At 74.0% G+C, this 25,764-nt stretch carries 20 protein-coding genes; 16 read left to right on the forward strand and 4 right to left on the reverse strand.

Features of this window, described 5'->3' with window-relative positions; translation table 11 throughout:
- Positions 1 to 244: 244 nt before the first annotated feature.
- The 9 genes from ACGFX4_RS39585 (at position 245) to ACGFX4_RS39625 (ending at position 11,928) form a co-directional block, all read left to right on the forward strand.
- On the forward strand, positions 245 to 1,669 hold the full coding sequence (locus ACGFX4_RS39585) for a sensor histidine kinase (RefSeq protein ID WP_393085728.1): 1,425 nt from the start codon (positions 245 to 247) through the stop codon (positions 1,667 to 1,669).
- Positions 1,621 to 2,286: a LuxR C-terminal-related transcriptional regulator gene (locus ACGFX4_RS39590; protein WP_393085730.1), complete on the forward strand. Its 666-nt coding sequence runs from the start codon at positions 1,621 to 1,623 to the stop codon at positions 2,284 to 2,286. Before ACGFX4_RS39585 ends, ACGFX4_RS39590 begins: the two co-directional genes overlap by 49 nt.
- 354 nt (positions 2,287 to 2,640) lie before the next feature.
- Positions 2,641 to 4,326, forward strand: coding sequence for a DUF2637 domain-containing protein (locus ACGFX4_RS39595; RefSeq protein ID WP_393085732.1), 1,686 nt, complete (start codon positions 2,641 to 2,643; stop codon positions 4,324 to 4,326).
- A 120-nt stretch (positions 4,327 to 4,446) separates the two neighbouring features.
- On the forward strand, positions 4,447 to 5,733 hold the full coding sequence (locus ACGFX4_RS39600) for a DUF6986 family protein (protein ID WP_393085734.1): 1,287 nt from the start codon (positions 4,447 to 4,449) through the stop codon (positions 5,731 to 5,733).
- An 80-nt stretch (positions 5,734 to 5,813) separates the two neighbouring features.
- Positions 5,814 to 6,440, forward strand: coding sequence for a YigZ family protein (locus ACGFX4_RS39605; protein ID WP_393085736.1), 627 nt, complete (start codon positions 5,814 to 5,816; stop codon positions 6,438 to 6,440).
- Between the two features lie 235 nt (positions 6,441 to 6,675).
- On the forward strand, positions 6,676 to 8,439 hold the full coding sequence (locus ACGFX4_RS39610; RefSeq protein WP_393085738.1) for a hypothetical protein: 1,764 nt from the start codon (positions 6,676 to 6,678) through the stop codon (positions 8,437 to 8,439).
- A 184-nt stretch (positions 8,440 to 8,623) separates the two neighbouring features.
- Positions 8,624 to 10,264, forward strand: a complete 1,641-nt coding sequence (locus ACGFX4_RS39615) for a restriction endonuclease (protein WP_393085740.1) — start codon at positions 8,624 to 8,626, stop codon at positions 10,262 to 10,264.
- A gap of 71 nt (positions 10,265 to 10,335) precedes the next feature.
- Positions 10,336 to 10,845, forward strand: coding sequence for a DUF6278 family protein (locus ACGFX4_RS39620; RefSeq protein WP_393085742.1), 510 nt, complete (start codon positions 10,336 to 10,338; stop codon positions 10,843 to 10,845).
- A gap of 342 nt (positions 10,846 to 11,187) precedes the next feature.
- The gene (locus tag ACGFX4_RS39625; RefSeq protein WP_393085763.1) at positions 11,188 to 11,928 is read left to right on the forward strand and encodes a ZIP family metal transporter; all 741 of its coding nucleotides are present in this window, start codon (positions 11,188 to 11,190) and stop codon (positions 11,926 to 11,928) included.
- 4 nt (positions 11,929 to 11,932) lie between these two features.
- On the opposite strand, the gene ACGFX4_RS39630 is transcribed toward ACGFX4_RS39625, so the two are convergent.
- Positions 11,933 to 12,835, reverse strand: a complete 903-nt coding sequence (locus ACGFX4_RS39630) for a LysR family transcriptional regulator (RefSeq protein ID WP_393085744.1) — start codon at positions 12,833 to 12,835, stop codon at positions 11,933 to 11,935.
- 139 nt (positions 12,836 to 12,974) lie between these two features.
- Between ACGFX4_RS39630 and ACGFX4_RS39635 the strand changes: the two genes are divergently transcribed.
- Positions 12,975 to 13,901: an EamA family transporter gene (locus ACGFX4_RS39635; RefSeq protein WP_393085765.1), complete on the forward strand. Its 927-nt coding sequence runs from the start codon at positions 12,975 to 12,977 to the stop codon at positions 13,899 to 13,901.
- Here ACGFX4_RS39635 and ACGFX4_RS39640 read toward each other — a convergent pair.
- The 3 genes from ACGFX4_RS39640 to gabT all read right to left on the reverse strand — a co-directional run bounded on the left by ACGFX4_RS39640 (position 13,807) and on the right by gabT (position 16,768).
- Positions 13,807 to 14,292: a MarR family transcriptional regulator gene (locus ACGFX4_RS39640; RefSeq protein WP_345697135.1), complete on the reverse strand. Its 486-nt coding sequence runs from the start codon at positions 14,290 to 14,292 to the stop codon at positions 13,807 to 13,809. The two genes, ACGFX4_RS39635 and ACGFX4_RS39640, sit on opposite strands and share 95 nt — an antisense overlap.
- A 121-nt stretch (positions 14,293 to 14,413) precedes the next feature.
- Positions 14,414 to 15,046: a phosphatase PAP2 family protein gene (locus ACGFX4_RS39645; protein WP_393085747.1), complete on the reverse strand. Its 633-nt coding sequence runs from the start codon at positions 15,044 to 15,046 to the stop codon at positions 14,414 to 14,416.
- Positions 15,047 to 15,427: 381 nt separating this feature from the next.
- Positions 15,428 to 16,768 (reverse strand): 4-aminobutyrate--2-oxoglutarate transaminase, encoded by a 1,341-nt coding sequence (gene gabT, locus ACGFX4_RS39650; RefSeq protein WP_393085749.1) that lies wholly within the window; start codon positions 16,766 to 16,768, stop codon positions 15,428 to 15,430.
- Between the two features lie 228 nt (positions 16,769 to 16,996).
- On the opposite strand from gabT, the gene ACGFX4_RS39655 reads away from it, so the two are divergent.
- From ACGFX4_RS39655 to ACGFX4_RS39680, 6 genes are all read left to right on the forward strand, one after another.
- The gene (locus ACGFX4_RS39655) at positions 16,997 to 19,018 is read left to right on the forward strand and encodes an ATP-binding protein (protein WP_393085751.1); all 2,022 of its coding nucleotides are present in this window, start codon (positions 16,997 to 16,999) and stop codon (positions 19,016 to 19,018) included.
- A 236-nt stretch (positions 19,019 to 19,254) separates the two neighbouring features.
- Complete coding sequence (locus ACGFX4_RS39660; protein ID WP_393085753.1) at positions 19,255 to 20,820, forward strand: PucR family transcriptional regulator; 1,566 nt, start codon at positions 19,255 to 19,257, stop codon at positions 20,818 to 20,820.
- Positions 20,821 to 20,959: 139 nt separating this feature from the next.
- Positions 20,960 to 22,402 (forward strand): aldehyde dehydrogenase family protein, encoded by a 1,443-nt coding sequence (locus ACGFX4_RS39665; protein ID WP_393085755.1) that lies wholly within the window; start codon positions 20,960 to 20,962, stop codon positions 22,400 to 22,402.
- Positions 22,403 to 22,515: 113 nt separating this feature from the next.
- Positions 22,516 to 22,923, forward strand: coding sequence for a hypothetical protein (locus ACGFX4_RS39670; RefSeq protein ID WP_393085757.1), 408 nt, complete (start codon positions 22,516 to 22,518; stop codon positions 22,921 to 22,923).
- A gap of 30 nt (positions 22,924 to 22,953) precedes the next feature.
- Positions 22,954 to 24,183, forward strand: coding sequence for a 1-deoxy-D-xylulose-5-phosphate reductoisomerase (dxr, locus tag ACGFX4_RS39675; RefSeq protein WP_393085759.1), 1,230 nt, complete (start codon positions 22,954 to 22,956; stop codon positions 24,181 to 24,183).
- A 32-nt stretch (positions 24,184 to 24,215) separates the two neighbouring features.
- Complete coding sequence (locus ACGFX4_RS39680; RefSeq protein WP_393085761.1) at positions 24,216 to 25,523, forward strand: M50 family metallopeptidase; 1,308 nt, start codon at positions 24,216 to 24,218, stop codon at positions 25,521 to 25,523.
- Positions 25,524 to 25,764 lie beyond the last annotated feature (241 nt).

Here is a 25,764-nt window from a genome sequence, read left to right on the forward strand (position 1 = left end):
TGCAGGGGGGACCCTGTGGGAGAGTAGGACGCCGCCGAACAATCTTTCAGAGAAAGCCCCTCCCGGGTTCCGGGAGGGGCTTTCTTGCGTTCACGGGGCGCCTGTACCCAGCGCCAGGCGGAAAGGTAGACCTAGGTCCACCCCGAAGACGGGTGCCACAGCCAGTGATTCCGGATCCCCCGCCAGGAAGACTGGTGTCGCCGGCGGAACGGTCGGCAGGTCTTGGAGAGTCAGGAGCGGGGCTATGGCAGCAACGGGTCACGTCGATGGTGGGGGTGGTGCGGTTCTGCGTGCCTTCGTCGACGAGAGGCTGCGGCACGGAGCCGAGGCGGCGGGGCGGGCCGCGGTGGTGCTGACCAGTGCGGCCACGACGGTGTTGGTGCCGTTCCTGGTGACCTTGTTCGTCGGTCTCGCGGTCGCCCAGAAGCTGTGGGATCTGGAGGCGGGGCCGATACTCGCGCTCGGCACGACGCTGTCGGCGGCGGTGTCGACGGCGCTCTGGGCCTCGCGGCGTGGTGCGGCGTGGACCAGGGGGCAGTTGGCGCGCTGGTTCGGGGTGAAGCTGGAGGCTGCCTACAGCCCGCGGGTGCCGCTGGAGCAGGACGCGCGGGGGTACTGGTGGACGGGGTACTCGTACCACCGGGGCCACACGGTGGCGCGGTTCGCGCAGTTCGCGCACTGGGCGGTCCGTGACCGGGAGACCCGGAGCGATGTGCGCTGGCTGCTGGTGGGGCCGCTGGCGGCGGGTGCGCTGCTCGGGGTGCCGATGGCCCTGCCCTTCGGCGGGCTGATGTTCGTGCTGACCATAGGCATCGACCCGCGCACGTACGGGGCGTTGGCGTCTGACAATCCGTTGAGCTACCTGATATCGCTCTTCCTCGGTGCTGCCTTCCTCCTGGCCGGCTTGGTGCTGCTGCCGTACGGGCTTCGGGCGTACGCGGACGTGGCGTGCCGGATGCTGGGGCGCGGTGAGGGGCGGCCGAGCCACGCGCAGTTGACCCGTCGGGTGGCGGAGCTGACGGTGACCCGGGCGGACGCGGTGGACGCGCAGGCGTCGGAGCTGCGGCGGATCGAGCGGGATCTCCACGATGGTGCGCAGGCGCGCCTGGTGGCGATCGGGATGACGCTCGGGACGATCGAGCACCTGATGGAGAGCGACCAGGAGGCGGCGAGGCAGCTGCTGTCCGAGGCCCGGCAGGCGTCCGCGCGGGCGCTGCAGGAGCTGCGGGATCTGGTGCGCGGCATCCACCCGCCGGTGCTGGCGGAGCGCGGGCTGGCGGACGCGGTCCGGGAGCTGGCGCTGAGCAGCGCGCTTCCGACGGAGGTGACGGTGAGTCTGCCGTCGAGGCCGGAGGCGTCGCTGGAGACGGCGGTGTACTTCAGCGTGAGTGAGCTGTTGGCGAATGCGTCGAAGCATTCGGGTGCCGGTCAGGTCTGGGTGGACATCCTGTTCCGGGCGGGCCGGCTGCGGGTGTCGGTGACGGACGACGGCGACGGCGGGGCGTCGTTCGAGGGCGGCAGTGGGTTGCGCGGCATCGAGCGGAGGTTGGGTACCTTCGACGGAGTGCTTTCGCTGAGCAGCCCGCTCGGCGGGCCCACGACCATCACCATGGAGCTGCCGTGCGCGTTGTCCTCGCCGAGGATCTCTACCTTCTCCGCGAAGGGCTGACACGGCTCCTGGAGGCGCACGGATTCACCATCGCGGCTGCGGTGGAGACGGGTCCGGACCTGCTGGCGGCGTTGTTGGAACACCGGCCGGAGGTGGCGGTCGTGGACGTGCGGCTGCCTCCGACGTTCACCGACGAGGGGCTGCAGGCGGCGCTGGCGGCGCGGCGGCAGATTCCGGGGCTTCCGGTTCTGGTGCTCTCCCAGCACGTGCAGCAGCTCTACGCGCGGGAGTTGCTGGCGGACGGGTCGGGCGGCGTGGGCTACCTGCTGAAGGACCGGGTGTTCAACGCCGACCAGTTCATCGACGCGGTCCGTCGCGTCGCGGGCGGCGGTACGGCGATGGACCCGGACGTGATCGGCAAGCTGCTGCAGAGCAATTCGCGGTCCGAGCCGTTGCAGCGGCTGTCGAAGCGGGAGCGGGAGGTGCTGGGGCTGATGGCGGAGGGCTGTTCCAACTCGGCCATCGCGAGCCGGCTGACGGTCAGTGACGGTGCGGTCGCCAAACACATCGCCAACATCTTTGCGAAGTTGGAGCTGTCCTCCGACGACGAGGACGCGAACCGCCGGGTGCTGGCGGTGCTGGCGTACCTGAACGGTGTGCCGCAGGGTTCGGGCTGAGCGGGTCGGGCTGACCGGGCGCGGGCTGCGCGGGCCTGGCTGCGCGAGCGCGGGGTGGACGGGCGTGGGCAGTTGGGGCGGGTCCGGTGGGCGCCGGGGCGGTCTGAACCACAGGTGGCGGGCGTGCCCGAGGCGGCCGGGCAGCGTGCGCGGGGGTCGTCCGGGAAGGTGGGGCGAGAGGGGGAACGCTCGTGCGAGTAGTATCCGGTGGGCCGAGACGGTCCACAGCACGGAGTTCTTCCGCGCCTGCGGTGATCCCGCCCAGGTCAGAGGTGCGGGTGATCGTGGATTCGGCGTCGACAGGTCGCGTACGGCAGCAACGGCAGCAGCCGAGTCCCAGGGGTTGATCAACGAATGGCACGTCCATCCCTTTCCCGCGCTCACCGGGCCCTGCTGGGTGTGGTGGCGGCGGGCGCCTGCCTGATCTCGGGCATCGGCTTCGCCGGCTCGTACAGCGCGGTCCGGGACCTGGCGATGGAGAAGGGGTTCGGCGCCTTCTCCTATGCCTTCCCGATCGGCGTCGACGCGGGCATCGTGGTGCTGCTGTCGCTGGACCTGGTGCTGACCTGGCTGCGGATACCGTTCCCGCTGCTGCGGCAGACCGCGTGGCTGCTGACGGCGGCGACGATCGCGTTCAACGCGGCGGCGTCCTGGGGCGATGCTCTGGGCATGGCGATGCACGCCGTGATCCCGGTGCTGTTCGTGGTGGTCGTCGAGGCGTCCCGGCACGCAGTCGGGCGGATGGCGGCGATCACGGCCGACCGGTACATGGAGTCGGTGCGTCTGATGCGCTGGCTGCTCTCGCCGGTGCCGACGTTCCGGCTGTGGCGGCGGATGAAGCTGTGGGAGCTGCGGTCGTACGACGAGACCGTGCGGCTGGAGCAGAACCGGCTGGTCTACCGGGCGCAGCTGCGGTTCCGGTACGGGCGGGGCTGGCGGCGCTCGGCGCCGTTCCAGGCGCTGCTGCCGCTGAAGCTCGCGAAGTACGGTGTGCCGCTGGACCCGAGCATCCTGGACCGGATCGACGGCCCGCTGGCGCTGGGCGAGCAGGCGGGTGCGGTGGCGGCGGCCGGGGAACTGGAGTCGGGGGGCAACCCCGCGGTGCCGTCGGTGTCGGCGGCGGTCGCGGTGCCGACTCTGGCGAAGCTGGCGGCGGTGCGGCGGCGGGACGCCGAGGATTCACAGACGGCCGAGCAGCCGCCGGCGGCTTCGCAGGCGGCCCAGCCGGCCGCGAACGAGCTGAACGTGTGGACCGCGCGCGCGGTGCGCGTGCACGCCGAGCAGCAGCCGGCCGAGGGCGGTCACTCCGGGCGGGCCGCGGGTCAGGCCTCGCCGTGGTTCAAGCCGCCGCGGGTGGCGCAGCCGGGACAGCCGGGGCAGCCCCAGGCCCCGCAGCCGACGCAGCAGCAGGTGCCCGGCCAGCGCCCGTCCGGTCAGCAGGCCCAGCAGGCCCAGCAGGGTCAGGCCGGTCGGCCGGCGCAGCAGTCGCGCCCGATGTCCCCGGCCGCGCAGGCTGCGCAGGCCGCCTGGCGCAACCACGCCGGTCAGAACGGCCAGAACGGTCAGAACGGTCAGGGCGGTCACGAGGGCCAGGGTGAGCAGGACGGTTTCGCCCGGGCGGTGCCGTTCCACGAGTCGCAGGGCGGCTTCCCGGAGGGTCCGGCCGGCCAGGAGGCGGAGCCGATGCGGATCGGTCCGCGTCCGATCCGGCTGGAGATGGCCGTGTCCGAGCCGCTGCCGTTCGACGAGGCGGAGGCCGCCGAGCTCGGGGCCGGATCCGTGGACGTGGACGAGGAGTGGGCAGGGCAGGTCGGCCGTCGTGGTCAGGCCGAGCCGCTGGACACGGACGTCTGCTTCGAGGCGCTGACGGCGTACCTCGACTCCTACGCCAACCAGCCCGACCAGCAGCAGTTCGCCGACTTCCTGACGCGTGAGTGGGGTCTGGCCGGCTCGCGTTCGGACGGTGCGGTGAGCGCGGCCGACGTCGACAAGATCTGGACGAAGCTGCAGAACCGCTTCGTGGAGTCCGGCCGGGAGTAGGCGGGTCCGACAACGGGGCGGTCATTGACGCCCCGCGCGGCACGCCACTACCTTCACATCAACAGATTGTTGAAGGTGGCGGCGTGGCCGACGCCGGCGCGTGCTCGTGGAGGAGTCCGGATGTCGCAGGCCCAGGTGTCGTTCTCGTCCGCCGCGCGGGAGGCCGTGGAGGCGCTGCTGACCTCGGTCGACGCCGACCTGGCCCGCCGTTTCCCGGGCGACTCCGGCACCCGGCAGCCGGTGCACACCGTCTACGTGCCGGCCGACGCGTTCGGTGCGGACACCGTCCGCAGCTGGGGTGACGAGGCGCTGGCCGCCTTCGACCGGCACGCGGGTACGCCCGCGCAGCTGGCCGAGGCACTGGGCGTACCGGCGGACGAGCTGCTCGCCGACGTCCACGCGCGGGTCCGGGCCAAGCTCGAGCGGGAGCCGATCGAGGACCTGCGGATCGACTTCGAGGACGGCTACGGCCCCCGTCCGGACGCGGAGGAGGACGCCGCGGCGGTCCGTGCGGCCCGCCTGGTGGCGGCCGCGGTGGCCGACGGCACCGCCCCGCCGTACATCGGCATCCGGATCAAGTGCATGGAGGCGGCGGTCCGCGACCGCGGCATCCGCACGCTGGAGCTGTTCCTGGCCACGCTGCTCGCCGAGGGCGGTCCGGACGGTGGCCCGGCGTCCGACCTGCCGTCCGGCCTGGTCCTCACCCTCCCCAAGGTGACGTACGCGGCGCAGGTCACCGCGCTGGTGCGGCTGCTGGAGGACTTCGAGCGCCGGGCCGGCCTGCCGGAGAAGCGGATCGGCTTCGAGATCCAGATCGAGACCACCCAGGCGATCCTCGGTCCGGACGGCCGGGCCACCGTGGCGCTGATGATCGAGGCCGCCGAGGGCCGGGCGACCGGGTTGCACTACGGCACCTTCGACTACAGCGCCTCGTGCGGGGTCAGCGCCGCGTACCAGTCGATGGACCACCCGGTGGCCGACCACGCGAAGGCGGTCATGCAGGTCGCGGCGGCGGGCACCGGGGTGCGGCTGTCGGACGGCTCGACCAACGTGATCCCGACCGGCCCGACCGAGCAGGTGCACGCGGCGTGGAAGCTGCACCACGGTCTGGTCCGCCGCTCGCTGGCGCGCGCGTACTACCAGGGCTGGGACATGCACCCGGCACACCTGCCGACCCGTTACGCCGCGGTGTACGCCTTCTACCGGGAGGGTCTGGCCGCAGCCGCGGCCCGTCTGGCGGCGTACGTGGCCAAGGCCGGCGGCGACGTGATGGACGAGCCGGCCACCGCCCGTGCGCTGAGCGGCTACCTGCTGCGCGGCCTCGACTGCGGCGCGGTCGACCTCGCCGAGGTGACCGCGCTGACCGGCCTCGACCGCGCGGCGCTCGACACCCTCGCCGGCCGCTGAGCCACACATCGATCGCCGGGCGCCGGACGCCGAGCTCACGGGCCGCCGGCGGGCGTCGGGGCGGGCGTTAGGGTGGCGGGGTGTACCTGACCATCCGGCGTTCCTTCACCCACGAGCTCGAGATCAAGAAGTCGCGGTTCATCTGCCACCTCTCCCGGGTCGCCGACGAGGAGCAGGCGCAGGCGTTCATCGCGGGGATCCGCAAGCAGTACTGGGACGCCCGGCACAACTGCACCGCGTTCGTGATCGGTGACGACCAGCGGCGCGAGCGGTCCAGCGACGACGGGGAGCCGAGCGGTACGGCCGGGGTGCCGATGCTGGAGGTGCTGCGGCGGCGCGGGGTCACGGACACGGTCGCGGTGGTGACCCGTTACTTCGGCGGGATCAAGCTCGGGGCCGGCGGCCTGGTCCGGGCGTACGGCAGTGCGGTGTCCGAGGCGCTGGACGGGGTCGGTCTGCTGGAGCGGCGGCCGGTGTCGCTGCTGGCGGTCGCCGTCGACCACACCAGGGCGGGCCGGCTGGAGAACGACCTGCGGGCGGCCGGCTTCGCGGTGAACGCGCTGGCGTACGAGCCGGACGGGGTGCGGATCGAGGTGGGGGTCCCGGAGCCGGAGGTGACGGGTTTTCGCACCTGGCTCGCGGAGGCGACCGGCGGGGCGGCGCAGGCCGTCGCGGCCGGCCGGACCTTCGTCGAGGTGCCGGTCTGAGCTCGGTCCGGAGGCAGGTCCTAAGGCGGGCCTGAAGGCAGGTCCGAGGCGGGTCCGAGGCGGGTCCGAGGCTGCCGAATCAGGCAAGGACTTCGGCTGGGTAACACTCGAACGAATTAACAAGGCCCGGAGGCGGAACTTCCGCTCCGGGCCTCTTCGTCTTTCACCACAAGGACTCGACCCAGATGGAGGAATCCAGACCCCACCGCCGCACCCCGCCACGGGAGGCTCGCGCATGACATCGGAGACCGCAGCACCGCCCTATCGGATGACGGCCGGCACGCCTCGGCCGTTCCACGACACGCTCTCCCTCGCCGACCAGCTCCTGGCCGCCTGGCTCAAACAGGAGGGCCACGAGGAGCCGCCCCCGCCCGCGCCGGACGACGGGGCCGAGCGGCTCCGGCTCGGCGAGCGGGTCCTGCTCGACCGGGACGCCGGGCCGCTGTCAGGCCTCGGCATCGCGCCGACCGCGCGCTTCGCCCGCCGCCGCCTGCGAACCCCGGTGCCGCACGGCACCGCCCAGCTGACCGTCACCGTGGCCGCCGAGACGGCCGACGGCCCGTCCCGGCTCGCGATAGAGGCCGAGCACCTGCCCTCCGGCCCGGGCGTGAGTTCGCTCGGCCGGGTCCACGTTCCCGAGTTGACCCGCACCCTCCTGCCGCTGCTCGACGCGGTGGACGGTCCGGTCCTGCTGGCCACCCGTCCGCGCACCGTCGGCCCCGGCGGGGTGGACGACCTGATCGACGAGCTCTGCGACCCGGAGCGCCGGCTGCCCCTGGTGGTGGCGAGCGTCCCGACCGGGCTGCCGGTCGAGCAGTGGGTGGGGGAGGTGGTCGGGCCGCTGGTCCGTCAGCTGCCGGGCCTGGCCACGTTCTATGTGCTCGGCCACGCCGCACTGCCGCGGTTCAACGTGGCGATGGAGTACCACAAGGTGTACGGCGGGGCGGTCCGCACCTTTCTGCCCGAGGTCGATCCGGCCTCGCGCCACGACAGCGCCCGTCACCCGGTGCTGCCCCGGCAGCGGATCGACGAGGACGTCCGGCGGGCGGCCGCGCTGCTCGCCCGCGAGCCCCGGCGGCTCGCCGCGGAGCAGCCGCTGCCGCCGCTGCTGGCCGCCGTCCCGGTGTTCCACCTGCCGCCCGAGGCGCGGCTCCGCCCGCGCGCCGAGCGGGCCGCCGACGCCGAGCGGGCGACGGGCACCGATCCGGCCACGGGCGCCGGGCGGCGCACCGAGCGGGGTACCGGCGCCGAGCAGCGGGCGTGCGAGTGTCCCGAGCAGGACCGCCGCGAGCGCCAGGCGCGGGCGGACGAGCTGCAGCGCACCCGCCGCAGCCTGTACCGGGCCCGTCGCCGGGAGGCCCGGCTGCTCACCGAGACCGACGAGCAGTACGCGGCGCTGCGCCAGGTCAGCGCGCAGGTGCGGGTGCTCACCGACCGGTTGCGTACGGTCGCCGGTCAGGCCGCCGTCGACCCGGACGGGCTGGCCGCCGAGGTGCTGGCGGGCGAGGAGGACGTGCCGCGGACGTTCGGCGAGCTGGTCGGCCGGTTCGACGAGTTCCCGCTGGTGGAGTTCACCGGTGACAGCAAGGAGACGCTGGCGCTGGACGGGCAGTGCGACGGCTCCGGCTGGGCCCGGCTGACCTGGGAGGGGCTGACGGCGCTCCAGGAGTACGCGGCGGCGGCCGTCCGGGGCGAGGCGGGCGGTGACTTCAAGCAGTGGTGCGAGCACACCCCGCCGGGCTGCCACCGCTTCCCGCCGCGGAAGGCGGTCCGGGGCGAGTCGCGGACGGTGGCCAGTCACGCCAAGTGGAAGCGGCAGCGGATGCTGCCCGTCCCGTCGTGCGTGGACGCGTCCCGGCGGGCCTTCATGGGCGCGCACCTGCGGATCGGCGGCGGCGGTACCGCTCCGCGCGTGCACTACCTGGACGACTGCTCGGGCAGCGGCCGGATCTACGTCGGCTACATCGGCCTCCACCTCGGCAACACCCGGACCAACTGAAACGGGGGAGACGGGGATCCACGGGGGAGTCGACCGGCCGTCAACCGTGCTGCGGGCGGCGGCCGTCGGCCAACTCTCCGGCTTTGCTGACCGGGCCCGCCGCACGGTGGACAATGCTGGACGGGGGCCGTGTCGCCGCGGCCCCCGTCCACGAGCACCGGACGAGCAGGGGGAAGCACCGCCGATGCAGTACTCAGCAGAGGACCGCCCGGACGGATCCGCCACCGTGCTCCAGCCCGGATTCCTCGCCTCGGTCTTCCGCGACCTGGGCGCCGAGCTGCCGGAGCAGGTCCGGCCGCGGCACGACGACGACGGGCCCGCGGGCCAGGAGGAGGACGTGGCCGCGCACGGCCGCGCCGCCGCGCTCACCCACCACCGCACGCTGACCGTCCGGGCCGCGCACGAGCACCTGGCCGACCTGCTGCGGCGGGCGGCCCTCCCGGTGTCCGCGATGGACTTCGAGAGCCAGTTGCGCAGCTACGAGCCGCGCCCGTTCCCGGCCGACACGGACGCCGGCGGCCCGGAGGCGGCCGAGGACGCCGAACCGCGGTGGGCGGACTTCGCCCCGCCCGAGCCGCCGGTCGCCGACCCGGACCGGCCCGCCTCGCACCGCCTGCTGGACTCCGGCTACCAGCGCGAGCTGGCCCAGGCCCGGCTGACCCACCAGCGGGCGGTCCGCGAGTGGCGCACCCGTCGGGCGGAGGCCGCCGACAGCGGCGCCCTGCAGGCCAGGGCCGCGCACGAGCAGGCGGAGCGTTCCCGGGCCCGGGCGGTGGCGGAGTACAACGAGAGCCTGGAGGAGTGCCGCCGGGCCTACCGGCAGGCCGAACCGGCCGCGGTGGAGTCGCTGCTGGAGCGGGCGCTGGCCGCCGCCGAGGGATCGACCCGGGACCTGCCGGCCCCGTGCCGGGCACTGTTCCGGCCGCTCACCCGCACCGCGGTGCTGGACCTGGACCTGCCGTCGCTGGACCTGGTGCCCGCGCTGGAGGGCTACCGGCTCGGTCCGGACGGCACGGTCGACCCGGTGCCGAGGCCGCAGGCCGACCGGGCCTCGGACTACCTGCGGTTGGCCGCCCGGGTGGCGCTGCGCGCCCTCCAGGCCGCCGACGCGGTCGACACCGACGAGGTGCTGGCCGGAGTGGTGCTGAACGGCTGGCTGCGCCGGCCCGGCGCGGATCCGCTGTGCCTGCTCAGCGTGGACGCCGACCGGGACGCGCTGGCCCGGACCAGGCTGCTGCCCGCCGAGCCGCCCGGCCCCGGCGGTCCGGTCGCGGCGGACGGCACGGACGGCGGCGAGGGCGAGCGCGGGATCTACGCGGACGCCGAGCACGACGAGGCGCTGGTCCGGCTGCGCGGCCTGCAGGCGGTGGTCGCCCCCGACCCGTACGCGGGCGACGCGGTGGAGCCGTGCGGTACGGTCGGCGCCGCCGTGCCGGCCACCGGCGAGCTGTCGCCGAACGAGTTCGCGCACCTGGTGCGGACGCTGCTCACCGCGGGCGGCCTGGCGGGCTGGAGCGTCCGGCTGCGCGGGGCGGCCGGCCTGGTCGCCACGGCGGAGGGCGGTCCGGACAGTGCGCTGCCCGGCCGCTGGGTGGTGTGGGCGTCGCGCGGGTCGGCGCCGGTCGGCGCGGAGGAGGTGCGTACGCTCGCCGAGGCGGTCCGCGAGGAGGGCGTGGAGCGCGGACTGCGGCTGACCACGGGCCGGTTCGCCGACGAGGCGCTCGACCTGGCGGCCGGGGACGGCTTCGGCCGGATCCAGCTGGTCGACGGCGCGGGCGTCCAGGAGCTGGCCCTGACCCACCTCGGTCTGCCGCTCACCGCCTGACCCCGCCTCGACCGTCCACGCGGTGCCGTCCACGCGGTGCCGTCCGGCGCGAGCGCTGGCAGGCTGGGCTGATGGGCATGGGATTCCTGGGGCGATGGCGGGCCCGGCGCACCGCAGCGGGGCAGGACGGGCAGGACGGCCGTGCCGGCCGCGCCGGCCGGTTCGAGGCGGCCGATCGGGACGACCGGGACGCGGGGTCGACCGGCCCCGGCGCGGAGGAGCGCGAGCGGGGCATGGCGGAGCTGTTCGCCGAGTGCGGCCTGCTGCGCGAGCTGGCGTGGGACGCGGGGGTGCGGCTCGACGACAGCGTCGAGTCGTTGACCGCCCTGGACCAGCTGCTGCCGCGCTGGCGGGACGACCCGGTGGTCTCCGAGTGGCTGGGCAACGACGTCGGCCTCTACCTGGGGTCGGTGCTGCACCGGGAGGTGGCCGGGTCGCGCTGGCGGCTCGACGAACGGGAACGTCCGCTGCTGGTGCTGCCCACCGGCGCGGAGGTCGACGTCACCGCGGTGGGCCGCGGCTGGGCCGAGCAGGGCAGTCCGCAGCTCGCCACCGCCTACCTCGCCCTGGCCAACGGCTGACCACCCCCGACGCCGAGGGCCGTCCGCCCCAGCGCCGGCGGGGTCCGGTCCGGTGTCGAGGAACGTCCGGACAGGCCGTCCGGACAGGCCGTTCTGACGGGGCGTCGCGGGCGGGCGCCCGGCTTCACCCTGACGGACCGTCCGGCGGGCGGCGGTGCGGCCAGGCGATGAGGGTGGCGGTAGGGCCTGGCACTGCCGGCCCGGGTCGGGCGGACCGCGGTCGTGGGCAGCGGCCACCGGGCCGCCCGGCCCCTGGAGAATGAGACGTGTGCGGCACCGGGCCGCCACGTGCCTGGGGAGGAAGCCCTGACCGCCGTACTGGTCGCCGCGGGCGCGTTCCTGATGACCCTGATCGGCGGCTACGTCGCCCAGCGGACCGGGGACCGCCGCCACCTGGTGCTCGGCTTCGCGGCCGGGCTGATGCTCGGCGTGGTCGCCTTCGACCTGCTCCCGGAGGCCATGGCGGCGGCCCCGGACGAGGTGCACGGCGTCCCGCAGGCGCTGCTGATGTTCGCGGCGGGCTTCCTGCTGATCCACATCGTGGAGCGCGCGGTGGCGATCCACCGCAGCCACGAGGACGAGTACGCCGAGCACACCCACGCCCGGGGCTACGCCGACGGCCACGGTCACGCCCACCGCACCCGCGAGCAGGGCATCGGGCTGACCGCCGCCTGCGCCCTGGTCGGACACAGCGTGATGGACGGCTTCGCGATCGGAGCTGCCTTCCAGGCGGGCAGCACGGTCGGCACGGTGGTGGCGATCGCCGTGGTGGCGCACGACTTCGCGGACGGCTTCAACACGTACACGATCACCCGGCTGTACGGGAACAACCGGCGCCGGGCGCTGACCCTGCTGGCGGCGGACGCGGTGGCGCCGGTGACGGGTGCGGCGATCACCCTGCTGTTCACCATCCCCGAGCAGCTGCTCGGGCTCTACCTCGGCTTCTTCGCGGGGTTCCTGCTGTACCTGGCGACCTCCGACATCCTGCCGGAGGCGCACAGCCCGCACCCGTCCCGCTCGACGCTGCTGTGCACGCTGCTCGGGGTCGGCTTCATGTGGGTGGTCATCGGCTTCGCCGGATAGGCCGTCAGGTGCGGCGCGCCCAGTGGTCGCGCAGGGCGTCCAGGGCGGCGGTGATCGCGGGGCGGCGGGAGGTCCGGGTCCGCCACAGCGCGTACACCCGGCGGGAGGGCTCCGGGACGACCGGGCGGGCCAGTACCCCGGGCGGCAGCGGTCCGCGGCCGAGCCGGGGGACCAGACCGAGGCCGAGGCCCGCGTCGATCAGCGCGATCTGGGTCTCGAACTCGCCGACCTGGTAGACCACGTCCGGCTCCTCGCCGGCCTCGCGCATGGTGCGCACCAGCCAGTCGTGGCAGATGTTGCCGGGCGGGACGCTGATCCAGCGCTGCCCGCACAGCCGGGCGACCGGGACCACGGCCAGCTCGCCGAGCGGGTGGCCGGCGGGCAGCAGCAGGTCGACCGGGTCCTCGCCGAGGTCGAGCCGGGAGAGCCCGTCCTGCACCGGCAGCGGGACGGTCGCCCAGTCCTGCACCACCGCCAGGTCGGCCTCGCCGCGCGCCACCAGCTCGTTGGCCAGGTACGGATCGGTCTCCAGCAGCCGGACGTCCAGGTCGGGGCAGCTGCCGCGCAGCTCGGCGAGCACACCGGGGAGCAGTCCGCGGGCGGCGGTGGCGAAGGAGGCGACCAGCAGCCGGCCGGCCGCTTCGCCGCGCTGCTCCTCCAGGGTCACCTCGGCCTGCTCGACCAGGGCGAGGACCTGCCGGGCGGTGTCGGCGAGGCGCCGGGCGGCATCGGTCAGCACCACGCCGCGGCCCTGCTTCTCCAGCAGCACGGTGCGGGTCTCCCGCTCCAGTTTGGAGATCTGCTGGGAGACGGCGGAGGGGGTGAAGCCCAGGGCGGCGGCCGCGCCGCCGACCGAGCCGTGCACCGCGACCGCGTGCAGCGCGCGGAGCCGTCCGAGATCCATCATGCAGCAATGCTAAACGGTTGCCTTCAGTACATTTTGCTGGTGCTGAACATTCCCCGGCCGGGATGCTCGACCCATGCCCAGCTCTCCCGCCGCCGCCGCCGTCACCGGCTCCGCCCCCGGCCCCTCGGCCGCCTCCGTCATGAGCCCGCGTCACATCGCCCTGGCCGTGCTGGTCGCCGCCGTCTGGGGCCTGAACTTCGTGCTGATCCACGTCGGCCTGGAGGCCTTCCCGCCGCTGCTGTTCTGCGCCCTGCGCTTTGCGGTGGTCGCGGTGCCGGCGGTGTTCCTGGTCGGCCGGCCCCGGGTCGCGTGGAGGTGGATCCTGGCGGTCGGCCTGGTGCTCGGCGTGGTCAAGTTCGGCCTGCTGTTCCTCGGGATGCACGCCGGGATGCCGGCCGGGCTCTCCTCCCTGGTGCTGCAGAGCCAGGCGGTCTTCACGGCGCTGTTCGCCGCGGTGCTGCTGCGCGAACGGCCGGGCGGGCGGCGGCTGGCCGGCCTGGCCGTGGCCTTCGCGGGCATCGGCCTGGCCGCGGTCGACCGCGGGGTGGGCGGGCCGATCGGGGCGTTCGCGCTGGTGGTCGCCTCGGCGGTGTTCTGGGGCCTGGCCAACGTGCTCACCCGCAAGGCCGCGCCGGAGGACGCGCTGCGCTGGATGGTCTGGGTGAGCGTGGTGCCGCCGCTGCCGCTGCTCGGCCTGTCGCTGCTGGTCGAGGGCGCGCGGGCGGACCTGGCTGCGCTCGCCTCGATCGGCTGGCCGGGCGTCGGCGCGATCCTCTACGTCGGACTGGTCTCCACGCTCTTCGGCTTCGTCGCCTGGAGCCACCTGCTGCGCCGCTACGACGCCTCGGCGGTCGCCCCGTACTCGCTGCTGGTGCCGGTGTTCGGGATGTCCTCGTCCTGGCTGCTGCTCGGCGAGCGGTTCAGTCCCTTGGCCGGGGCGGCCGCGGTGCTGGTGATCGCCGGCATCGGGCTCACCGCGCTGCGTCCGGCCCGCCGGGAACGGCCTCGTAGGCGGTTTCGGCGGCCCGCAGTGCCCGCAGCAGCGCGTCCTGCTCGGCGGGGCTGACCGGGCCGAAGTACTCCTGGGCGACCTCGTGGCGGACCTGCCCGATCCGCTCCACCGCGCCCCGGCCGGCCTCGGTCAGCACCAGCCGGACGGCCCGCCGGTCCGCCGGGTCGGGGGTGCGGGCGACCAGTCCGGCCTCCTCCAGCGCGTCCACCACGGTGGTCGCCGACCGCGGGGCGATGTGCAGCCGGTCGGCCAGCTCGCTGAGCCGCATCGTCTCCCGCCCCTCGCAGCCCGGGGCGTGGGCCAGCACCCGCAGCGCCCGGGCCTGGCCCGGGGTGATGCCGTACGGCTCCAGGCGGTGCATGGTCCGACGCCGGATCCGCTTCATCGCCCGGGTGAGCGCGTCGGCCAGCTCCGCGGCGGTGTCGGCGGTCGGCGGGGTGGTCATGCGCTCAGCGTATCGGGCGCCCGACCGCCGATCCGCAGGCCGCCGATCCGCAGGCCGGCGGCGCCACCGGCCCGGTCCGCACCTCGCCTGCGGCGCCGTCTGCGGCGTCGGCAGCGAGTCGTCAGTGAGGGTCGAGGCGGCGCAGGGCGGCGGCGAGCGTCCACAGGACCAGGCCGGCCAGGCACCAGCTGGCCAGCACGTCCAGCAGCCAGTGGTAGTCGCTCCACACCAGCCCGGCGCCCACGCCCAGGCAGACCAGCGCCGTCCCGGCGTACACCGGTCGGACGAGGCCCGGGTCGAGCACCCGGGCCAGCAGCAGCGCCGCCGTGCCGTACGCGATCGCCGAGGTGGCGGTGTGCCCCGACGGGTACCAGCCCCACTGGTCGGGGGCCAGCGGCACCCCGTACGGCCCGGGGCGGGCGAACCAGGCCTTGGCCGGTACCACCAGCAGCGGGATCAGCACCGCGGCCACCGGCGCGACGGCCAGCGGCAGCCACCAGAGGGGGCGGCCGGCGCGGTGGGCCAGCCAGGCGGCGAGGCCCGCGCAGCCGAGCAGCACCGGGACGGCCGGGAACGAGCCGCCCAGGTCCGAGAAGGCGGCGCCGAAGTGGTTGAGCGGGATGCTGTGCAGGGCCTTGCGCAGCGACCGGACACCGTTGCGGGTCGCCGTGTCGAGCTCCAGCAGCGGACCGTCGACCGCGACCTGCCAGGAGATCAGCGCGAGCACCGCGGCCAGCGCGACCGGGATCGCCATGCGCACGACAGCAAAAAGGGGCCGCCCCGGAGCAGGGGGGAGAGCTCCGGGGCGGCCGAGGTGATCGCCGTCCCGTGCGACCCGGGGGGTTTGGGCCGGACGGTCGGTCGATCGGTCATGGGGCTCCGCCGCATGGGCGGGGCAGGGTGTTGCTAAGGGTTGCGGTTCACTGTCCATCTGTCATGACAGTACGTCAAAGCTGCTGTCGGGCAAGAGCAACCTCAGGCAATGTGCACAGCATCTTCACCGGCTTCCGTGCAACCTCCATCCCTGGCCGGATGTCTGCCCGACCCGCGCCCGACCCGTGCCCGGCCCGGCAACGCCGGACGGCCCGGCCCCGAGGTGGGGCCGGGCCGTCCGGACCGGGTGCGAGCGGGAGGCTCAGACGCCGGCGAAAGCGTTCTCGATGATGTCCAGGCCCTCGGTCAGCAGGTGCTCCGGCATCACCAGCGGCGGCAGGAAGCGCAGCACGTTGCCGTAGGTGCCGGCGGTCAGCACCACCAGGCCCTCGGCGTGGCAGGCCTTCGCCACCGCGGCGGTCACCTCGGGGTTCGGCTCCTTGGAGCCCGGCTTCACCAGCTCCACCGCGATCATCGCGCCGCGGCCGCGGATCTCGCCGATCACCTCGAACTTCTCCTGCATCGCGGCCAGGCGGGCCTTCATGACCTCGCCGATCCGCTGCGCCTTGGCGTTGAGGTCCAGCTCCTTCATGGTCTGGATCGACCCCAGCGCGGCGGCGCAGGCCACCGGGTTGCCACCGTAGGTGCCGCCCAGGCCGCCCGCGTGCGCGGCGTCCATGATCTCGGCGCGGCCGGTCACCGCGGCCAGCGGCAGACCGCCGGCGATGCCCTTGGCGGTGGTGATCAGGTCCGGGACGACGCCCTCGTCCTCGCACGCGAACCACTGGCCGGTCCGGCAGAAGCCGGTCTGGATCTCGTCCGCGACGAACACGATGCCGTTCGCCTTCGCGTACTCCACGATCGCCGGCAGGAAGCCCTTGGCCGGCTCGATGAAGCCGCCCTCGCCCTGGATCGGCTCGATGATGATCGCCGCGACGTTCTCCGCGCCGATCTGCTTGTTGATCATGTCGATCGCCTGCGCGGCCGCCTCGGCGGCGCAGTTCTCCGCACCGGTCAGCCAGCGGTACGGGTACGCCACCGGCACCCGGTAGATCTCCGGCGCGAACGGCCCGAAGCCCTGCTTGTACGGCATGTTCTTCGCGGTCAGACCCATGGTCAGGTTGGTTCGGCCGTGGTAGCCGTGGTCGAACACCACGACCGCGGTCCGCTTGGTGTAGGCGCGGGCGATCTTCACCGCGTTCTCCACCGCCTCGGCACCCGAGTTGAACAGCGCGGTCCGCTTCTCGTGGTCACCCGGGGTCAGCTCGTTCAGCTGCTCCGCCACCGCCACGTAGCCCTCGTACGGGGTCACCATGAAACACGTGTGCGTGAACGCCGCCAGCTGCTCGGACGCCTTCGCGACCACGGCCTCCGCGCTGTTGCCCACGTTGGTCACGGCGATGCCCGAACCGAAGTCGATCAGGCTGTTGCCGTCCACGTCCTCCAGCACGCCGCCGCCCGCGCGCGACACGTACACCGGCAGGGTGGTGCCGACACCGGCGGCCACGGCGCCGAGCTTGCGAGCCTGCAGCTCCTGCGACTTCGGGCCGGGGATCGCGGTGACCAGGCGGCGCTCCTGGGGGAGCGGCGTTGCAGCGCTCATGGTTCTTCTCCAGACTTCTCGACTCGGTCCTCGCAGGCTACGGCGGCGGTTACCCGCCGGGCATGCGCCACTCGGTACTGCTCCGCCGTCCGAATTGTCCTGCGCGGCCAGTGGCCGAAGATCGGCTTCCCGAACCCCCTCCTCCACTACATTGAGCGCGGGCGTGTCGCGCACCACGCCACCCGGGTAGGGCACCCCCGGCGACGGGAGTTAGGGAGCGGGCCTGCAATGGACCACACACACCACACCACACACCCCCCCCACCCCACCCTCCCCCCCCAACGCCCCACCCCCTTCCACCTCCCCACCTGGGCCACCACCCCCCGCCCCCCCACCCCCCCGGGCATCTACCGCCCCCACTACACCCCCAAGCCCCCCACCGACCCGGAGACCACCGCGGCCCCCTCGGGACAGCTGCTCCTGCGAGCCGCTCTCAACCTGGCCGTCGCGGTCGTCGTCTATCCGTATGTCGTCCGGTTCGAGGTGTTCCTGCTCCAGCTCGTCGGTCTCGACAAGCAGTTGACCAGCGCCATCGCCAACCCGGTCGCTGTGGTCCTCGGCCTGGTGGCCGTGGTGCTGGTGGTCATGGTGTTCGGCCGGATGGGGCGCTGGGCCGAGGTGTGGCGGCGCTACGTCGCGCCGATGCTCTCGCGCACCGTCACCCAGGAGGAGCCCAAGGTGGGGCCCGGGGAGGTGCCGGCGGTGGATCCGTGGAAGGAGTTGCGGGGGATGCCCGAGGTGGTCGGGCGGTTGCAGGGGGAGGTGGTGGGGGACGTGGACTTCGTCCGGATCCATCAGGCGTGGCGGTCGGTGGCGGGGGATGCGGCGCTGGCGGGGGAGTTCGTGCGGCAGGTGGCGGCCCGGGGGGCGGCGGCGTGTGCGCATCCTTCGGAGGCGCGTGACCTGCCGGGTCGGCGGGGGACGCACGACCTGTTGACCGGTCAGGTGCGGCTCGGTACGGCGGAGGACGTGGTGAAGAACCCGGCCGCGCACCGGGGGGCGGGGTTCGCGTTGGATCCGGGGACGCTGGGGACGTCGCTGCTGGCGGTGGGGCCGGCGGGGACGGGGAAGACGGCGGGGCTGGCGCGGCCGGTGGCGGAGGCGTTGTGCCTGCAGGCGTTGGCGGGTGCGGCGTGCGCGGTGGTGGTGGGGGCGGAGGAGGCGGATCTCGGGCCGGACGCCTGGTACGACGTGGTGATCGCGCCGGCCGACCCGGCGGCCCCGTACGGCCTGGACCTGTTCGGTGCGGCGCCGAGTGCGGACGAGGCGGCGGCCCGGCTCGCGGACGCGCTGCTGCCGGACGAGTTGGCGTCCCGCGCGGAGAGCGCGCGGACGGCGATGCAGCAGGTGGTGGGGCCGTTCCTGGCGGGGTACGGGCGGTATCCGGGGGTGCGGGAGCTGCGCGGGCTGCTGGCGGGCGAGCCGGAGGGCTGGGCGGCGTTGGTGGAGGCGTTGCGGGCGACGGGCCGGGCGGCGGAGTTCGAGGCGGACGTGCAGCAGCGGGTGCGGCAGCATGGTCGGGCGGACGATCCGGGGGCGTTGCTGGCGGACCGGCTGGCGCTGCTGGACCGGCCAGCGCTGGCGGCGGGGTTCTCGGGCGGGCCGCAGGCGAAGCCGGCGTTCGCGATGCGGGTGCTGGAGCATCCGCTGCGGGTGCGGGTGAAGCTGCCGGAGCGCAGCCATCCGGAGGCGGCGCGGATCCTGTCGCGGCTGCTGCTGGGGCAGTTCGTGCAGGCGGCGACGGCGCGGGCGGACCGGACGCTGTTCGCGGGGCTGGTGCTGGACGACGCGAGTGCGGCGGTGGACCCGCAGACGGTGCGGGGTCTGCAGCGGCTGCGCGGGGCGAACGCGGGGGCGGTGCTGGTGCTGCGCACGCTGGCGGACCTGCCGGAGGCGTTGCGGGCGCCGCTGTTCGGGGCGGTGGGGTGCCGGATGGCGTTCCCGGGGATCGCGCCGTGGGACGGGAAGCTGTTCTCGGAGGCCTGGGGGACGCACCTGGTGAAGGAGACCGCGGTGACGCACACCCCGGACACCTCGGGCGGCCTGCTGCGCCGGACTGGCCGGATGGTGCGCAAGCTGTTGTCGGGGACGACGGCGCAGACCCGTTCGGTCACCACCCGGGAGGTGGAGCGGCACCGCTGGTCGCCGTCGGAGCTGGCGCACGCGCTGCCGACCGGGCACGCGGTGGTGTCGCTGACCTCGGTGGCCGGCGAGCAGGTCCCGCCGCTGCTGGTGGACCTCCGGGCCTGACCGGAGCCCAGGCCCGAGCGGAGCCCCGGCCCGTGCGGAGCCCAGGCCTGACCGGAGCCCAGGCCCGTGCGGCCAAGTGCAGGACGATTCGGCGTACCGGCCGCCGGTCCGACCGGCGGAAGCTACGGACCGGCGGATTCCGGCACTCGAGCTTGTCCGGGGCGTACATAATGGTGCTAGATCCCTCACTCGCCCGGCCGCAACGGCGCGGACCAGGTCGTACCACCGAAGGTGCCATGCCCCCCACACTCGCCTCCGTCGTCCGCAACTCCGCGCTGCATCTGACGCTCCTCGCCGGCGCGGACCATCTGGAGCGGCCGGTCCGCTGGGTGCACACCAGTGAGCTGGACGATCCCACGCCCTTCCTGGAGGGCGGTGAGCTGCTGCTCACCACCGGCATCAAGCTCGGCAAGAGCGCCACGCGCCTGCAGGAGTACGTGCACCGCCTGGCCGACGCCGGGGTGGTGGGCCTGGGCCTGGGCGTCGGCCTGTCGCACACCGAGGTGCCGCAGGCGCTGGTGGACGCGGCGGCGCAGCGCGGCCTGCCGCTGCTGCGGGTGCCCGAGGCGACGCCGTTCATCGCGATCTCCAAGACGGTCTCCGCCGCGCTGGCCGCCGAGCAGTACGAGGCGGTCACCACCAGTTTCGAGGCGCAGGAGGAGCTGACCCGGGCCGCGCTCGGCAAGGACGGCACCACCGCGGTGGTCCGCCGGCTGGCGGCCCGGCTGGGCGGTTGGGCGGCGTTGTACGACGGGTCGGGCGCGCTGTCCGCGGTGGCGCCGGACTGGGCGGCCCGGCGGGCCGGCCGGCTGGCCGCCGAGGTGGACCGGCTGCGCCGCCGTCCCGCCCCGTCGAGCGCCGCGCTGCAGGGCCGCTCCGGGACGATCGACACCGCCGACGAGGACTACGTGGTGGTCCAGTCGCTGGGCGCGGACCGCCGTCCGCGCGGCTTCCTCGCGGTCGGCACCGAGGACCGGATCACCCCGACCGAGCGGTACGTGCTGAACGCGGCGGTCGCCCTGCTGACGCTGACCCTGGAGCGGTCGCGGGAGCTGCGGCAGGCCGAGGAGCGGATGGGTGCGGCGCTGCTGCGGATGGTGCTGGCCGGTGAGGTCGCCACCGCCCGGCAGGTCGCGGCGGGGCTGTTCGGCGGGCTGCCGGAGGGCACGGTCCGGGTGCTGGTCGCCGCGGCCGGTCCGGGGCCGGAGGCCGCGGAGGCGCTCGGCGAGCTCGGCGAGCGGGCCGAGCAGGCGGGCGGCAAGGTCGGCGAGCGGCTGCTGGTGGCGCGGGAGGACGGCGCGCACGGCCCCCGGCTGATGGTGCTGGCGCCGGACAACGGCGCGGCGCACCGGGCCTGCCTGGGTGCGGTGGAGGAGCAGGAGGGGCTGTCGCTGGGCGTCTCGGCCCCAGCTGCGCTGGAGGACGCGGGCACCGCGTACGCGCAGGCCGAGCGGGCGCTGGCGGTGGCGCAGCGCGGCGGCCGCCGGGCGGTCGACCACGAGGAGGTCGGCGCGGGTTCGCTGCTGCCGCTGCTGGGCGAGGAGGCGGTGACCGCGTTCGCGGAGGGCCTGCTGAGACCGCTGCGCGAGCACGACCGGACCGCCCGCGGCGACCTGGTCGCCTCGCTGCGGGCCTGGCTGTCCCGGCACGGCCAGTGGGACGCGGCCGCCGCCGACCTCGGCGTGCACCGCCACACCCTGCGCTACCGGATGAAGCGCGTCGAGGAGCTGCTCGGCCGCTCGTTGGACGACACCGACGTCCGGATGGAGCTCTGGCTGGCGCTGCGCGCCGGGGAGGACTGAGCCGGCACGGGTGGGGGACCGGCCATCGTGTCCTAAAGGCCGGGTCCTTCGCTCCGCTGCGTCCAATCCGGTTCGTGCCGGATCGCCCCTACCGTGGGCGGGGTAACCCACACACGACGAGGGAAGGGCCGGTGCGACCGTGACCACCACCCATGAGTTCTGGCTGGCCGGCCGTCGGGCGAGCGGCGACGCGGAGTTCGAGGTCCGCCACCCGCACGACGGCAGCCTGGTGGCGAAGGTCAGCGTGCCGACCGACGCGCAGGTGGAGGAGGCCGTCGCGGCCGCCGCCGCCGCGGTGCCGGTGTTCGCCGCGACCCCCGCGCACGTGCGTGCCGCCGCCCTGGACCACGTCTCCAAGCGGCTGGCCGAGCGCACCGAGGAGATCGCCCGCCTGATCACCGCCGAGAACGGCAAGCCGATCAAGTGGGCCCGCGGCGAGGTCGGCCGGGCCGTCTCGGTGTTCCGCTGGGCGGCCGAGGAGGCCCGCCGGACCAACGGCGAGACCATGCGCCTGGACACCGACCCGGGCGGCACGGGCCGCTTCGCGGTGGTCCGCCGCTTCCCGCGCGGCGTGGTGCTGGGCATCGCCCCGTTCAACTTCCCGCTGAACCTGGTCGCCCACAAGGTCGCCCCGGCGATCGCGGTCGGCGCCCCGATCATCCTCAAGCCCGCCCCGGCCACCCCGGTGTCCGCCCTGGTGCTGGGCGAGATCCTGGCCGAGACGGACCTGCCGGCCGGCTCCTGGAGCGTCCTGCCGGTCGAGAACGAGAAGATGCCGGCCCTGGTGCAGGACAAGCGCCTGCCGGTGATCTCCTTCACCGGTTCGGACAAGGTCGGCTACCAGATCATGGACTCGGTGCCGCGCAAGCACGTCACCCTGGAGCTCGGCGGCAACGCCGCGGCCGTGGTGCTCGCCGACTGGAGCTCCGAGGCGGACCTGGAGTGGGCGGCCACCCGGATCGCCACTTTCGCCAACTACCAGGCCGGCCAGTCCTGCATCTCGGTGCAGCGGGTGATCGCCGACGCGAGCGTGTACGACGCGCTGGTGGAGAAGGTCGTCGCCAAGGTCCAGGCGCAGGTCACCGGTGACCCGTCCGACGACGCCACCGACGTCGGCCCGCTGGTGGACGAGAACGCCGCCAAGCGCGTCGAGGCCTGGGTGGAGGACGCGGTCGCCAAGGGCGCCGCGGTGCTCACCGGCGGCAAGCGCGACGGCGCCGCGTACGAGCCGACGGTCCTCGCCGACCTGCCGTCCGACGCGATCCTGGCCACCGCCGAGGTGTTCGGCCCGGTGCTGTCGCTGCACAAGGTGGCCTCCACCGACGAGGCCTTCGCCGAGGTCAACAACTCGGCCTTCGGCCTGCAGGCCGGCGTGTTCACGCACGACGTGCAGGTCGCGTTCCGCGCCCACCGCGAGCTGGAGGTCGGCGGCGTGGTGATCGGCGACGCCCCGTCGTACCGCGCCGACCAGATGCCGTACGGCGGCGTGAAGGACTCCGGTGTGGGCCGTGAGGGCGTGAAGTACGCGATGGACGACTTCACCTTCGAGAAGGTCCTGGTGCTCACCGGCCTGGACCTCTGAGCCATCCGTTGATGCCCCGTCACCGGCCTCCGGTGGCGGGGCATCGCCATGAATTGACACCTTCCGCGCCCCGGCGTAGTCCGGAGAGCAAGGGCTAGGAAGGGAGGTCCGCCATGCTGGGCGATCTCATCGGTGAGGAACAGGGACAGGTCACCGGCCAGCGGGTGCTGGCGGGTGAGCACGGGCTGCCGCCGACGGTGGAGACCTCGTTCGCGGCGACCGGCACACTGCTCGGCGTCCCGGTCAAGGACATGGGGACGTACACCGCGCGGCTACGGGCCGACGGCACGCTGGAGGGCGGCGGCCAGGGCGTGCTGATGAGTCCCACGGGCGCGCACGCGACCTGGAAGGGCCAGGGTGTCGGCACGTTCACGGAGAGCGGCGGGAACAGCTTCCGCGGCTCGATCGTGTACGACAGCGACTCGCCCGAGTTCGCGGGGCTGCGCGGCGTCGCGGGCGTGTTCGAGTTCGAGGTCGACGCGGACGGGAAGACCGTCGGCAAGCTCTGGGCCTGGAAGTAGTCGGCCCGTAGGACACGACACAATGGGGGCATGAACTCGCTCGCCCACCCGCAGCTGCGCTTCACCCCGACCGTCCGCGACCCCGAGGGCCCGCGCGAACTGGTCGTCCTCGGCTCGACCGGCTCGATCGGCACCCAGGCGATCGACGTGGTGCTGCGCAACCCGGACCGCTTCGCCGTGGTCGCCCTGTCCGCCGCGGGCGGGCGGGTCGAGCTGCTCGCCGAGCAGGCCGTCGCCCTCGGCGTGCACACCGTCGCGGTCGCCGACGAGGCGGCCGTGCCGGCGCTGCGCGCGGCGCTGGAGGCCAGGGCCCGGGGCGGCGCGCTGCCGCGGATCCTCGCCGGTCCGGACGCCGCCACCGAGGTCGCCGCGCTGGAGTGCCACTCGGTGCTCAACGGCATCACCGGCTCGATCGGCCTGCGCCCGACCCTGGCGGCGCTGGAGGCCGGCCGGGTCCTGGTGCTGGCCAACAAGGAGTCGCTGATCGTCGGCGGCCCGCTGGTGAAGGCGCTGGCCGCGCCGGGGCAGATCGTCCCGGTGGACTCCGAGCACACCGCGATCTTCCAGGCGCTGGCCGGCGGCAGCCGGGCCGAGGTCCGCAAGCTGGTGGTCACCGCCAGCGGCGGCCCGTTCCGCGGCCGCAGCCGCGAGGAGCTGGCCAAGGTCACCCCGCAGGACGCGCTGGCCCACCCGACCTGGGCGATGGGCCCGGTCATCACGATCAACTCGGCCACCCTGGTCAACAAGGGCCTGGAGGTGATCGAGGCGCACCTGCTGTACGACGTGCCGTTCGACCGGATCGAGGTCGTGGTCCATCCGCAGTCGGTCGTGCACTCGATGGTGGAGTTCACGGACGGCTCCACGCTGGCCCAGGCCAGCCCGCCGGACATGCGGATGCCGATCTCGCTCGGCATCGGCTGGCCGGACCGGGTCGCCGACTCCGCCCCGGCCTGCGACTGGACCAAGGCCGCGACCTGGGAGTTCTTCCCGCTCGACAACGAGGCCTTCCCGGCGGTCGAACTGGCTCGCGAGGTGGGTACGCTCGGCGGGACGGCTCCGGCCGTCTTCAACGCCGCCAACGAGGAGTGCGTGGCCGCCTTCCTCGAAGGCAGGCTCGCTTTCACCGGGATCGTGGACACTGTGGCGAAGGTGGTCGCCGAACACGGCACCCCCGCCGCGGGAACCACGCTCACGGTCGAGGACGTACTCCACGCGGAGGACTGGGCCCGGGCACGGGCCCGGGAGCTGGCGGCGGGCTAGGACCACAGGGACCGAGGGACGGTGGAGGGCGCGTGGACGTGCTGATGACGGTGCTGGGCATCCTGATCTTCGTGGTCGGGCTGCTGTTCTCGATCGCCTGGCACGAGCTCGGCCACCTCTCCACCGCCAAGCTGTTCGGCATCCGCGTCCCGCAGTACATGGTCGGCTTCGGCCGGACCATCTGGTCGCGCAAGAAGGGCGAGACCGAGTACGGGCTGAAGATGATCCCGCTCGGCGGCTACATCCGGATGATCGGGATGTTCCCGCCGGGCGCGGACGGCCGGATCACGCAGCGCTCCAGCTCGCCCTGGCGGCAGATGATCGAGGACGCCCGGGAGGCCTCCTACGAGGAGATCAGGCCCGGCGACGAGGACCGGATGTTCTACACCCGGAAGCCGTGGAAGCGCGTCATCGTGATGTTCGCCGGCCCGTTCATGAACCTGATCCTGTCGGTGGTGCTGTTCTTCGGCCTGTTCATGGGCATCGGAATGCCGCAGAGCATGCCGGTGGTCTCCTCGGTCAGCGACTGCGTCCTGAAGGCCGGCGAGCCGATCGACAAGGGCTGCCCGGACGGCGCGCCGAAGGCCCCGGCGGCCGCCGCCGGCCTGCTGGCGGGCGACCGGTTCGTCAGCTTCGACGGACACCGGGTGGGCGACTACCGCGCCCTGCAGAACCTGATCCGCGACTCGGCCGGCAAGACCGTGACGGTCGTGGTCGACCGCAAGGGCCAGCAGGTGACGCTGACCCCGACCATCGCGGTCAACACCCTGGCCGCGGTCGACAAGAACGGGTACCCGATCAAGGGCCAGACCGTGCAGGCGGGCTTCCTCGGCTTCACCCCCACCCGGGGCGTGCACCACATGAGCGTCGGCGAGAGCGCCGCCGAGATGGTCGACATGACCGAGCACGGCGTCTCCTCGCTGGTCGACCTGCCCGGCAAGATCCCGGGCCTGTGGAACGCCACGGTCGGCGACGCGCCGCGCGCCGCCGACTCCCCGATCGGCATGGTCGGCGCGGCCCGGATCAGCGGCGAGATCTTCTCGATGGACCTGCCCGCCACCCAGAAGCTCTTCACCTTCGTCAACGTCCTGGCGTACATCAACCTGGCGCTGTTCCTGTTCAACATGCTGCCGCTGCTCCCGCTGGACGGCGGCCACATCGCCGGCGCGCTGTGGGAGTCGATCCGCCGGCACACCGCCCGCGTGCTGCGGCGCCCCGACCCGGGCCCGTTCGACGTGGCCCGGCTGATGCCGCTGGCGTACGTGGTGGCGGCGGTCTTCATCTGCTTCACCGCCCTGGTGATGGCCGCCGACATCGTCAATCCGGTGCGCATCAACTGACGCCGCCCGGCCCGGCCGAATGTGCCCGGGGGCCCGGGCGTGGCGTACCGTTGGGGCGGGGGGGGGGGGCCCCGCGCCCCCCCCCCCCCCCCCCCCCCCCCCCCCCCCCCCCCCCCCCCCCACGGGGTTGACCCGGGTACCGAGGATCAGCTCTCGCTGTCGGTGGTGGGGAGTTGGGCCTGGATGAGGTTCATGACGGTGGAGTCGGCGAGGGTGGTGGTGTCGCCGATTTCGCGGCCCT

This window comes from Kitasatospora sp. NPDC048365, assembly GCF_043200835.1.
Taxonomy (GTDB): Bacteria; Actinomycetota; Actinomycetes; order Streptomycetales; family Streptomycetaceae; genus Kitasatospora; species Kitasatospora terrestris.